Consider the following 11,375-nt stretch of genomic DNA (forward strand, 5'->3'; position numbering starts at 1 on the left):
GCTCAGTGCAGAAAGTGACGTATGCCGGTGCAAACCATGGCAATACCGGCAGCGTTGGCAGCAGCAATGGAATCGGCATCGCGGATGCTCCCCCCCGGCTGGATGATGGCGCGGATCCCTGCTTGGGCAGCCATCTCCACACTGTCGGCAAAGGGGAAAAAGCCATCGCTGGCCAAAACAGCCCCTGCCGCCTGGGATCCCGCCTGCTTGAGGGCGATCTCCACTGCCCCCACCCGATTCATCTGCCCGGCTCCGACGCCGAGCGTCTGCCTCTGCTTGGCGACGACAATGGCGTTGGATTTCACATGTTTGCAGACTATCCAGGCAAATTCCAGATCCGCCCACTCCTCCGGTGTGGGCTGGCGCTGGGTGACCACTTGCCAAGAAGGGGGGCTGTCGGTTTGCGTCGGTTCCTGGTCGCGACAGCGTTGCAGAGCAACAGGTGAATCGGCGTCTTGCACCAGAAAGCCCCCGGCCAGGGTGCGGATTGTTTGGGCAGGCCCCACACACAAGTCCGGCAAGATCAAGACCCGCAAGTTCTTTTTGACTGACAGTAGCTCAGCCGCTTCTGGAGTGCAATCGGGAGCCACCACACACTCCAAAAAAGGCTCCACCAGCCGTCGGGCGGTCTCTGCGTCCAAGGGTTGGTTGAGGGCGACGATGCCCCCAAAGGCCGAAACTGGATCAGCAGCCAGGGCAGCCTCGAGGGCGGCAGCCGGCGATGGGCGAATGGCCACCCCGCAGGGGTTGTTGTGCTTAACCACCACCGCCACCGCTTGTTCAGGTTGCAAGAACTCCCTCCGAGCAGAGCCAGAAGACACAGAGCCCTTCCCGTCAGTGGGCCACGTCGCATCAGCATTGCGGAGTAACAAGGTTAACTCTGCCGCCAGGGCACGGGCCGCCTCCAGATCCAGCAGGTTGTTGTAGCTCAGCTCCTTCCCCTGCAACTGCTTAGCCCGGTGCCAGCCGGGGGCAGCCGGATCCGTCACATACCAAGTGGCAGCTTGATGGGGATTTTCCCCGTAGCGCAGGCGTTGCCACAGGATCCCTTGCAGTTGAAACCTGTCTTCAGCGGCAGCTGCGGAGGACTGGGAGGGACCTGCTAGCTCCAGGCGAGCCAGGTAGGTGACGATGGCGCGGTCGTAGGCCAGCACCTGCTCAAAGGCCCGACGAGCACACTGGAAGCGAAACGCCAGCCGCTCTGTTTCCCCATAGGCCCCGGAGAGCAGTTGCAAATACTGGGGGTACTGGCTGGGATCCGTCAGCACCGTGACGTGGGGATAATTTTTGGCTGCCGCCCGCGCCAAAGTGGGCCCGCCGATATCAATTTGCTCAAAAGCTGCCGCCAGAGATACCCCCGCCTGTGCCACCGTCTGCTCAAAGGGGTAGAAATTGACCACCACCAGGGAAATGGGAGGGATCCCCAGCGCCTCTAGGTCTGCCCGGTCTTCGCTGCATTCCAGGCGGGCCAAAATGCCGGCGTGAATGCGGGGGTGCAGCGTTTTCACCCTTCCTCCCAGGATCTCCGGTGCGCCGGTATAGGCAGAGACAGGGGTGACCGGGATCCCAGCTTCTGAGAGCGCCTTGGCGGTTCCCCCACTGCTGAGCAGTTGAAAGCCATGCTCTTGCACGAGGGACTGGGCCAGCGGGATCAGTCCGGTTTTGTCGGATACACTCAACAAAGCCAACGGTACAGAATCCTGTTCGCGACAGCGTTGCGCAGTAGCAAGGGGCATTGGAGGCGTTATCCAGTAGAGAAGGGCCCAGAGGAAAAAGCTGGCCGGGATACCCAGCCCAGCGCTCTCACAGCATACCCCGAAAGCTGGACCCTCTTGTCCAGCCACCTGGTTCAGACAAATCTTCAGATCGTTCGCATCAGCAGGACGGATCAGGAATATTCTGCTTCGCCTCGCACCTGATCCTGCCGGACCTGTTCCCGCTCCCGGTTAAGGCGGGCCACCTGGGCTTCCAGATCTTGGATACGGTGCAGCAACTGTTCGATAGCCCGTCCCACTGGGTCAGGCATGAGATGGTGATCCAGGTCAATGCCATGGGCGGGGATGCGGCGCTGATGGGGCGGGATGACCGCACGGCCTGGGATCCCAACCACCGTCATGCCGGGAGCTACATCCTGAATCACGACCGCGTTGGCTCCGATACGAGCTTTTTCCCCAATGCGAACCGGCCCCAGAATCTTTGCCCCCGTGCCGACAATCACCCCATTTTCCAGGGTGGGATGACGTTTGCCCTTGTTCCAAGAGGTACCCCCCAAGGTGACCCCGTGGTAGAGGGTAACATCATCGCCAATTTCTGCCGTCTCACCGATCACCACCCCACAGCCGTGGTCAATGAAAAAGCGCCGCCCAATCTTGGCTGCCGGGTGGATTTCAATCAATGTGAAAGAACGAGCCAAGAAGCTGAGCAGCCGCGCTAGGAAAAACCAGCGCCGTTTCCACAGCCAGTGGGCGATGCGGTGCAAAAACAGAGCATGCACACCGGGATAAGTGAAGATGACCTCCCAGCGATTGCGTGCTGCCGGATCCCGATCGAAGACACAATCAACATCCTCCCAAAATTGCTGCCAGAACCCCAGTTTTGGCTCCGGCTTGCCAGCAGGGAGAGAATTGCCCTCCCCCGTTTTGGGGCTTTCCACCGCCGACTGCTCGGCCTCCGTCAGCATGAATGGTCTCCGTTTAGGAACCTCCACTCCCCTTTTAGCACTTTTTGCCGGCAGCAAGGAGAGATCTCCAATCGCGCCAAGGGAGCTCCTCGCGCAACTCTCCACTGGGTCGAGCTCAAGCAAATTGCCTTCTGCCCTAGCCTTTACTCAACTGCTGAGCCACCAGTTCTCCAATGGCTTGCGCGGCTCCCGGCCTTCCCCCCAGCCGCTGCAGTTCTGTCTGCATTTGCTGACGGCGCTGGGGATCTTCCAACAGAACTCGCATTTGTGCGGCCACGGCCACCGGGCGCAAGTGGCCCCGCAACTCCGGTACCACCTCTCGCCCTGCCCAGATGTTCGGCCAAGCCAAGTGACCTAGCCAACGCAGAGCAATTCTGTTGACGGCGCGGGCCAGCCAAGTGCCCAAGCCTGGAAGGCGGGTCAACAGGCCAAGAATCCCATCCCAGGCGCGCATTGCCTCCAGCTTGTTGGTAGGGATCACCACAACCATCGGCACCCCCAAATAGGCCAGCTCGGCGGTGTTGGCGCCAATGGTGGTCAGACAGAGATCACAGTTGGCCAGCACAGAATAGGCAGGGAAGCTTGTCCACAATTGCACCGTGCTGCCAAAGGGGGTAACAAACTGGGATCCCAGATTGGTCTGCTCCAGAATGGCTGAGGTGCCATAGATCAAAGCCATATCGGGATTGAGCTTGGGATGGGCATAGGCTGCCAACGACTGGGGGGTTTGTCCTGGGGCCACCGGGATCACAAAGCGGACATTCGGCAGCATCTGTCGCAGCTCATCGGCCACAGCCAACACCAATGGCACCCCCAAGGAGAGCTTGGCTGGCTTGGAGCCTGGGAGCAGCCCCACCTGATAGTGGGTGCGGTTCTCATCGCTCAGACGCTGCCAGCCGCGCGGTAGCAATTCTTCATCGGTGAAGCGGTTCCCCACTCTCTCTGGCGCAGTTCTTACAGGCTCCCCCTCGCCGATGGAGCTGGGAGATGCATCTTGGAGCAGGCCAAAGGCTTGGGTTGGGGAAGAAAAGCCTGCCGTGGGTTTGGAGGCAGCGGCAGGAGATCTGCTGCCAAGCCAGCCGGAAAGGGGCACCCCCGGCAAATAGACAGCGCTGGCTACGCCATCCGCCATCAAATCCCCGACAACGTGCATTTTGTGGGCCCAAGGGTGGCCCAGCAGCCGTCCGCCATCGTAGCGGCGTTTGATTGCCTCGGTTCGCACGGCGAAAGCATGTACCCAAGGCCGCCAACGGGGTTGATGCTCAGCATAGACCACCAGCCGATAGCGCAAGCGGCGAGCAATCCAGACGGCAAAAAACTGATCTCCCCCCAGGAACAGCACCACCCCTCGCTTGGCCCAATCCCAGGCTTCTTCGGTTTGGCCGGTAAGCAAAAAAGCCAGAAAAAAATCGGGATCCTGCACCCGATCCACATCGATGAACGCTTGGGCTATCTTCATCTCCTGCCCGGAAGCATGAGGGCAGGGGGACAGCACCAGGGAGAGGCGTGCCTGAGGCAGTTGCTGGCGCAATTCCATCACCACCGGACGCACCCAGGTGGTCAGCTCTCCAGGGCCGTTTGAGAGGATAAGGATGTCATAGGGAGGCTCACCGCCGCTTAGTGGGGCCATCGGAGGCTAGGATTCTTTAATTTCCTTTAATTATCGACCCATTCTACCGTTTGCCTTTGGCCCTGGGCCGATCCCTGCCAGTCCGGAGATTTGTCGGGATCCCTTCCCAAAGAGGCAGCCCCAGCGTCGGCTGAGGGGCAAGGCGTTCTTCAGAGAGGCATCTGGCCATGCGAGAGGCCAGGGGATCCCTCAGGCCAGCAGGGACCCGCCGATCATCCCCGCCAGCAGAATAAACCCTTGCACCACATTTTGGCCGAAGATGGCCAGGTACAAGGTGGGAGAGGCATTCCTTTGGTGGAGCTGCCAGGTTTGCCGGCCCCAGAGGACAGTGACGATGGCCAAGCTGACAAAATAAACTCCATGCAACCGTAGGCTGAGGCCTACCCCCAACAGCGCGATGGCAGTGCCCAAAAAAAATAGCCCTACCGCCGTCGGCGTCCGCTGCCCGAAAAAACGGGCGCTGGAATGGATCCCGGCCCGCTCATCGTCCTCCCGATCCGCAAGAGCATAGACGGTATCAAATCCCAGTGTCCACAACACCGTGGCCAGCCACAGCCAGCCCAGCCCCTCTTCCCACAGGGGTGTGTTGGCATCTTGGCCGCTCACCGCCGTCCAACTGATGAGCACGGCAAATCCCCACGCCAGAGCCAGCACCAACTGCGGCACCGGAAACACCCGCTTGGCCCCCGGATAGAGCAGGATCACCGGCACCGCCGCCACACAGAGGGCAAAGCTAACCGGGTTGAGAAACAGCGCCAGCCCTGCCGCACAGGCCAAACTCACCACCGCCATCAGGATCCCGACGCCAACGGTCAACTCCCGGCTGGCCAACGGGCGATGGCGGGTGCGCTCCACCAATGGATCTAAGTCCCGATCCCAAAGATCGTTGATGACACAGCCCGCTCCGCTGGCGGCCAAACTGCCCAGAATCAGGATCCCGACCAACGGCCAAGGGGGCGTTCCCCGTCCGGCCAAAAAAGCTCCCCACAGCGCCGGGATCATCAAAATCAGTCGCCCTGCCGGCTTGTGCCAGCGCAACAGCCGCAGAATGGCTCCGCCAGTGGCCCAGAGTGCAGAAGGGGAAGCAGACATAGCCGGTTTCCGGCCAATCGCGACAGCGGGACGGAGTCCTTAAAGCGTGAGTTGCCGTTCGCGGGAGGGGTGCAGAGCACCATGAGGCGTGGGTAGGGGCGGCTCCACATTAGAGATCTTAAATCAATCATCCTGAATTGCAGGTTTTTGGAATCCTTTCGGTTCCATTCGCCGTCTCAAGGCCCTGTGCAAGTCAGTCCGCCCCTGTTCTCTTTATTGGCCTGCCCTGGAAGTTTGATATCCTATCGGGGGGCTGCTGTTGACGGTGGCGGCACTTGCCCTTCTCACCCTGTGAGGCTGTTATCGCTACGTGACGCTTCCGCGTTCGTGACGGCGGTGCGGAGCACTTGCGTGCAGGCGCAACGGAGTTCTGTATGGAAGCAACCCTCTCCATGACCGGTCCACTTCCTCAAGCCAAGGAAGCTGCTTCCCATCTGGAGACCCTGCTGGTGGTGGATGACGAGGATGCCATTCGGGAAACGGTTGCCCTGGCTTTAGAAGAACAGGGATATCAAGTTTTACAGGCCGCCGATGGTCGGCAAGCCCTTGAGGTGGTACATACGGCTGAGCGGCTGGATTTGATGATCCTGGATTTGATGTTGCCCAGCTTGAACGGTTTGGATCTATGCAGGCTGCTGCGCAGGGAGGGCAACACGATTCCCATCTTGATGTTGACGGCCAAAAGTAGCGAAACCGACCGCGTGGTGGGCTTGGAACTGGGGGCCGACGATTATCTGACCAAGCCCTTCGGCATGCGGGAGCTGATCGCCCGCTGTCGTTCGGTGTTGCGTCGGCAACAACTGGCCCAAGCCAGCGATGCCACGGTGCTCCGCTACGGGGATCTGTGTATGTTTACCCAGGAGTGCCGCGTGTTGGTGCGGGGCGTTGAGGTGAGTTTTTCCCCCAAAGAGTTTCGCCTGTTGGAGCTGTTTATGTCCAATCCCCGCCGCGTTTGGACGCGGGAACAGCTTCTGGAGCGCATCTGGGGATCCGACTTCATGGGCGACAGCAAGACCGTCGATGTACATATCCGCTGGCTGCGGGAAAAATTGGAGCTGGATCCCAGCAACCCAGAGTATTTGGTGACGGTGCGCGGCTTCGGCTATCGCTTCGGCTAGTCTTTTTGCTGGCCACGCCACCGGCGGGCAAAAGAGAGCGCCTCGGCACGAGTTTGAATCTGCCCCCAAGCCTGCGCCTCCTGGAGGTCTTGCAGCAACTGGCCTACCCAGGGGCCGGGTTTGGCCCCCAAGCTGTGCAGCAGATCGCGGCCATCCAGCAGGGGCACCAGATGGGCCAGGGGATCCTGGGGGTCTTCGTAGCGTTTGAGCCAAGACTCCAGCTTTTGAGGGTCGCCGCCCGTAGCCACCGCCAACAGCGCCAGGCCACCGAACAGGGATCCCGCCTGTTGATAAAGCCGCCACTGTTGGGCAGGGGTGGGGGAGTCCGTTAGGAGGAGCTGGAGCTGAGGCAGGAGATGGTGCAGCTTTTGGATGGCCCGCATTTCCGCCCGGCTGAAGCGCAGCCGTTCCAGTTCGGCTTCCACCCCTTCTGCCGTTTGTGTCAGTGGGACGGAGGCCTTGGTTCCTGCCGGATCCCACAATAAAGCCGCCAGCACCACTGTCAACAGCTTGCCGCGCCGCTCGCGTGAGGACGCCAAAGGTTGAGCCAGCTCTGCCAGCGTGCGGGGATACAGCGGTCGCCAGCGTTCGGCCCACTCCCACACCGCCTGAGCTTGAGGGAAGCCCGGACTTTCCGGTTTCAGGTGGGGCAGCCAAGCCTGCAGCAACCCCGCCGCCACCGCCCCCTGTAGGTGAGCCAGCCCGGGGATCCCTGCCTCCAAGAGGGCCACTACCTCTGCCCGCACTCGTTCTGCCGCCACGTTGGCCAAAAGGGGGGCCCGCTCCCGGATTGCCTCTTGCGTAGCCGGATCCAGCACAAACCCCAGTTGAGCTGCCTGTCGATAACCCCGCAACAGCCGCACCGGATCGGCGCTGAGGTTGTCGGGGTGGATCATGCGCATCCGGCCCTGGCGAATATCGGCTTGTCCGCCCGTGGGATCCAGCAGTTGCTCCCGTTGCAGATCCAAGGCCAGGGCATTGCAGGTGAAGTCCCGCTGCTCCAGATCCGCCTCAGGGGTGGATCCCACCTGCAGCCCCACGTCCACGGTCAACTTTGCCAACACAATGCGGGCAATCTGCCGTTCGGGATCCAACACCACAAAGCCCGCCCCCAACCGCCGTGCCACTGCCGCTGCCCAGCCCACGGGATCCACAGCGCACATCAGGTCCAAATCCACCGACGCTGAGGACTCCATCCCACCGTCGCGAGCGGGATCCCCAGCAGCACGGCCCTGCAGCCAAGCCAGGTAAGCATCCCGCAGGGATCCCCCTACCCAATAGCTTTCCTGCGGCAGCCACTCTTGGGGGAAAGGCAGCCATTGGTAGAAATAGGTCAGCAGCCACTTCGTCAGCAAGGCTTTCCTCGGGCCTAGGGTCATTCCTAATCAAGACTTCCTGTTCGCGTCAGCGGTGCGGAGCAACGAGAGGAGTGAGAAGTGAGGATTGAGAAGTGAGAGGTGAGAAGTGAGGATACGCTCTCTTTGCTCTCTTCTCTTTGCTCTCTGCTCTTTTCTCTCTTGAGGGGGGATTGCTTATGGATGTGCAGGCAGCGCCCTCGTCTGGTCGCGTCAGCGTTCATAAAATGCCCGGAGTTTTTCCCTACCGCTCCAGCAGCGAGCCGCCCACAGCAGCAGGGACAAAGGCAGGAGCTGCCAAGCCCGGAGTGAGCAGATGAGGCCGCACCAGCGCCGCCAAGCCGGCAATGAACAGAGGGTCGGTATTTAAGGCGGGCACACGGCGAAAATCGGCAATCCCAGCTCGATGGGCCAGCTCCCGATACTCGATGTCGATCTCCTGCAGGGTCTCGATGTGCTCCGACACAAAGCTAATCGGCACCACCAGCAACTGCTTCACACCTCGGGATCCCAACTCCGGGATGACCCGTTCGGTGTAAGGCTGGAGCCACCGCACCGAACCCACCCGGCTTTGATAGGAGAGGGTGTGGTCATTGGGGCGTCCCACCTGCTGCCAGATCAGCCGCACGCAGGCTTCCATTTCCTGTTGGTAGGGATCCCCGGCCTCGGTGACATAGCTTTCGGGAATGCCATGGGCGCTGAACAGCACATGCACCCCCTCGGGAGCGGCAAACCCATCCAACTGTTCCCGAATCCCTCTGGCCATCGCCTGCACATACTGGGGCTGATCGTACCAAGAGCAGATCTGGCAGCGCTCGATGTGGGCCAGCTCCGGATCCTCAGCCCAGAGCCGATCCAGCAGCTTAAAGCTGGATCCCGTCGTGCTGATGGAATACTGCGGGTAAAGCGGCAGCACCACCAAGCGGGTGATCCCATCCGACTTGATCTGCTGCACCACCGACTCGATCAACGGATGCCAGTAGCGCATGGCAACATACACCGGCACGTCATAGCCCTCAGCCACCAGGTGGGCCTGCAGTTCTCGCGCTTGCTCAGCAGTAATGCGCCGCAAGGGGGATCCCCCCCCAATGGCCGCATAGTTGCGACGGGATTTCTCGGCCCGCAGCATGGAGATGGCCCAGGCAAAGGCCCGCTGCAAGAAGGGAAATGGCAGGCGGATCAGCTCAGGATCGGCGAACAGATTGTAAAGAAAGGGCTGCACATCAGCCTGGGTCTCTGGCCCCCCCAAGTTCAGCAGGAGCACGCCGCTTTTGGACATAACAAAGCTCATTCGCGTTGGCGGTGCGGAGCACCATGTTCTTCTTTATCCACTGTAGGGGCTCTTATCCCCCAGCGGGAAAGTGACCTTAAGTTTTTTTGCAGTCTTTCTCAGCTTTCCCCTCAGGAGAAACCACCCGCACCCAAACCTACAAGTCCAATCCGGAGACTCCGTCCCGCTGTCGCGAACAAAGTCCAAAAAGGGATCCCCACCCACAAGGAGATCCCCGGCATCAACACCCCATTGCCGCTAAGGAGCAGAGCGCTGTCAGAACTCTTGACCGCGGTAAACCCGCTGCAGGGCCGGAGTGACGGGGTAGCGATCAATATCGGCCAGGCTCAACTTCAAGCGCAGCGCATTAAGAAGTCTCCAGTAGGGGGGCACAAAAGCCTTTTCAGGGATGGGTTGGGCGGTAGGAGAAGGATCCCCAGAGCGGGCAACCGTCTCCACAGGGCAGCCGCGGTAGCGGAGCGGACGGGATCCGAGGTGAGCTGAGCGCAGATCTCGGCTGGGATCCACCGTCAAGCCGCGAAACTGGATCGCCCCCGGACGAGAGGCTTCCCGATAGCGCAGATAGCCAGCCCACACCTGAGTAATCCACTCCGGCAAAGCTTCAGGCCGAATGTGATAGCGCTCCGGCAACAAACGGTCGTTGAGAAAACCAATGAGCCCAGACCAAACTTGCCAGACAAAAGCTCCGACGATGCGAGCAGCGGGAGACGATGAAATCTTCATGGTGGAAGCTGAAAAATGTAGAGAACCTGAAAAACCGGTATGCAGCCAGAATTTGCCGTTGATTATATCAGCCTGGATTCATCGGAGCGCTCACCCTGAACCTTTTGGCCTCGAGTTTTTCTGCTCACTGGAAAGCAGAAGCCGGCTTGCGGCCAAGCGCGTTGAGCCACCCAAATCCATCGACTACAATAGGCCCAAGGCTTGGGTGTTGCTTTCTCTCTCTGAATCTTTAGCTGGTGGGGATCCTGGAAGCGCACCGACAAGCAAACTTCACTTCAATGACCACTGCACCTAATAGGGATCGACGGATTATGACCTGGCGCGGCGACATCACTCCCATCAATCGGCTGTGGGGTTCCCTTCCCTACCTTCTGCCTTTGGTATCGGCTCTGCCCTTGGGCTTTTTGCCCTCTGGGTTGTTTCAATCTCTGCCAGGGCTGATCCCCATTTTTGCGCCTCTGTTTCGTCTGGTGCCCCTGGCCACGGGCTGGCTGGGAATGGGGGTGTTTTTGGCTCTCCTGTTCCTGGTGATCCGCAACACCCGCGTAGCCCATTTTGTTCGCTTCAACACCATCCAGGCGCTCTTGCTCAACATTGCCTTGTTCTTGGTGCAGGTGCTGATGCAGGCGTTTGGCATACTCTTCAGCAACCTTGGCCTGGCAGCGATGGTCAGCATTTTGGCCACCACGGCTCTCTTGGGGGTGATTGCCATCACCGTCTACGCCTGGGTGCAAAATATTCGCGGCCACTATGCCGAGGTGCCGGTGCTCTCTGATGCCGCCTATGCCTGGATTCGCTACTAGTTGTCAAGTCCCTGCGGGTCTGGTTGCCGATTTGCCGACCTCATCGGAGCCTAAGCCAACTCTTCAGCTCTCAAGGATTGTGGGAGGCCGGGGTGCCATCGGATTCGAGTTCTAGTCGCGCCAGCAGGACAGAGTCCTTTGTTGGGCAAGCCCTCACCCACCTGGACGCCTCTGGCCGAGCACAAATGGTGGAAGTGGGACACAAGCCCATGGTTGCCCGCTTGGCCACTGCCCAAGGACAGGTACGCATGTCAGAAACGACTTTGCAGACCATCTTGGCCGGTCAAGGGCCCAAAGGGAATGTGGTGGAAACAGCCCGGCTGGCCGGGATCATGGCTGCTAAGCGCACCGCCGATCTGATCCCGCTGTGTCATCCTCTCCCCTTGAGCAGCGTCACTGTGGATCTGGATCCGGATCCCCATCTGCCCGGCTTTCTGATCACCGCTACAGTAAAAACCAACGCCCAAACAGGGGTGGAGATGGAGGCTCTGACGGCTGTTTCCGTGGCCGCCCTCACCCTGTACGACATGGCCAAGGCCCTGGAAAAGACGATGGTGATCGAAAACATCCGGCTGTTGCGCAAGTATGGGGGGAAGTCTGGGCCCTTCGAGGTAGAGGATGGGGACAACGCCGAGAAATGCTAAAAGCGTTGTGCCAACCGGAGAGGGGTGTTGGGATAGGGT

At 60.2% G+C, this 11,375-nt stretch carries 10 protein-coding genes; 3 read left to right on the forward strand and 7 right to left on the reverse strand.

Annotation, left to right across the window (positions count from 1 at the left end):
• Positions 1 to 2: 2 nt before the first annotated feature.
• The 4 genes from purH to NW816_RS06675 form a co-directional block, all read right to left on the reverse strand.
• Positions 3 to 1,736, reverse strand: a complete 1,734-nt coding sequence (gene purH / locus NW816_RS06660) for a bifunctional phosphoribosylaminoimidazolecarboxamide formyltransferase/IMP cyclohydrolase (RefSeq protein WP_414408649.1) — start codon at positions 1,734 to 1,736, stop codon at positions 3 to 5.
• Between the two features lie 152 nt (positions 1,737 to 1,888).
• Entirely contained in the window at positions 1,889 to 2,680 is a 792-nt protein-coding gene (gene cysE / locus NW816_RS06665) for a serine O-acetyltransferase (protein ID WP_414331426.1), read from the reverse strand.
• Positions 2,681 to 2,816: 136 nt separating this feature from the next.
• Complete coding sequence (locus tag NW816_RS06670) at positions 2,817 to 4,310, reverse strand: hypothetical protein (RefSeq protein WP_414408650.1); 1,494 nt, start codon at positions 4,308 to 4,310, stop codon at positions 2,817 to 2,819.
• Between the two features lie 189 nt (positions 4,311 to 4,499).
• On the reverse strand, positions 4,500 to 5,402 hold the full coding sequence (locus tag NW816_RS06675) for a 4-hydroxybenzoate solanesyltransferase (RefSeq protein WP_414399646.1): 903 nt from the start codon (positions 5,400 to 5,402) through the stop codon (positions 4,500 to 4,502).
• 392 nt (positions 5,403 to 5,794) lie between these two features.
• Between NW816_RS06675 and NW816_RS06680 the strand changes: the two genes are divergently transcribed.
• Complete coding sequence (locus NW816_RS06680) at positions 5,795 to 6,520, forward strand: response regulator (RefSeq protein WP_414355565.1); 726 nt, start codon at positions 5,795 to 5,797, stop codon at positions 6,518 to 6,520.
• On the opposite strand, the gene NW816_RS06685 is transcribed toward NW816_RS06680, so the two are convergent.
• From NW816_RS06685 to NW816_RS06695, 3 genes are all read right to left on the reverse strand, one after another.
• Positions 6,517 to 7,875, reverse strand: coding sequence for a CCA tRNA nucleotidyltransferase (locus NW816_RS06685; RefSeq protein WP_414408651.1), 1,359 nt, complete (start codon positions 7,873 to 7,875; stop codon positions 6,517 to 6,519). The genes NW816_RS06680 and NW816_RS06685 overlap by 4 nt on opposite strands.
• Positions 7,876 to 8,119: 244 nt before the next feature.
• Positions 8,120 to 9,154, reverse strand: coding sequence for a ferrochelatase (hemH, locus tag NW816_RS06690; RefSeq protein ID WP_414408652.1), 1,035 nt, complete (start codon positions 9,152 to 9,154; stop codon positions 8,120 to 8,122).
• Between the two features lie 267 nt (positions 9,155 to 9,421).
• Positions 9,422 to 9,889 carry a hypothetical protein gene (locus NW816_RS06695; protein WP_414408653.1) on the reverse strand — a complete coding sequence of 156 codons (468 nt, stop codon included), beginning with the start codon at positions 9,887 to 9,889 and terminating at the stop codon, positions 9,422 to 9,424.
• Positions 9,890 to 10,200: 311 nt separating this feature from the next.
• On the opposite strand from NW816_RS06695, the gene NW816_RS06700 reads away from it, so the two are divergent.
• Positions 10,201 to 10,692, forward strand: coding sequence for a Tic20 family protein (locus NW816_RS06700; RefSeq protein ID WP_414408654.1), 492 nt, complete (start codon positions 10,201 to 10,203; stop codon positions 10,690 to 10,692).
• Between the two features lie 92 nt (positions 10,693 to 10,784).
• Positions 10,785 to 11,336: a cyclic pyranopterin monophosphate synthase MoaC gene (moaC, locus tag NW816_RS06705; protein ID WP_414355561.1), complete on the forward strand. Its 552-nt coding sequence runs from the start codon at positions 10,785 to 10,787 to the stop codon at positions 11,334 to 11,336.
• The last annotated feature ends 39 nt before the right edge of the window (positions 11,337 to 11,375 follow it).

The organism is Synechococcus sp. W55.1, from assembly GCF_047461655.1.
GTDB lineage: Bacteria > Cyanobacteriota > Cyanobacteriia > Thermostichales > Thermostichaceae > Thermostichus.

Excerpts from the sequence above, each read along its gene's own strand:
- purH (WP_414408649.1), bottom strand. The coding sequence starts at position 1,736 with ATGCCCCTTGCTACTGCGCAACGCTGTCGCGAACAGGATTCTGTACCG.
- cysE (WP_414331426.1), bottom strand. The coding sequence starts at position 2,680 with ATGCTGACGGAGGCCGAGCAGTCGGCGGTGGAAAGCCCCAAAACGGGG.
- NW816_RS06670 (WP_414408650.1), bottom strand. The coding sequence starts at position 4,310 with ATGGCCCCACTAAGCGGCGGTGAGCCTCCCTATGACATCCTTATCCTC.
- NW816_RS06675 (WP_414399646.1), bottom strand. The coding sequence starts at position 5,402 with ATGTCTGCTTCCCCTTCTGCACTCTGGGCCACTGGCGGAGCCATTCTG.
- NW816_RS06680 (WP_414355565.1), top strand. The coding sequence starts at position 5,795 with ATGACCGGTCCACTTCCTCAAGCCAAGGAAGCTGCTTCCCATCTGGAG.
- hemH (WP_414408652.1), bottom strand. The coding sequence starts at position 9,154 with ATGTCCAAAAGCGGCGTGCTCCTGCTGAACTTGGGGGGGCCAGAGACC.
- NW816_RS06695 (WP_414408653.1), bottom strand. The coding sequence starts at position 9,889 with ATGAAGATTTCATCGTCTCCCGCTGCTCGCATCGTCGGAGCTTTTGTC.
- NW816_RS06700 (WP_414408654.1), top strand. The coding sequence starts at position 10,201 with ATGACCTGGCGCGGCGACATCACTCCCATCAATCGGCTGTGGGGTTCC.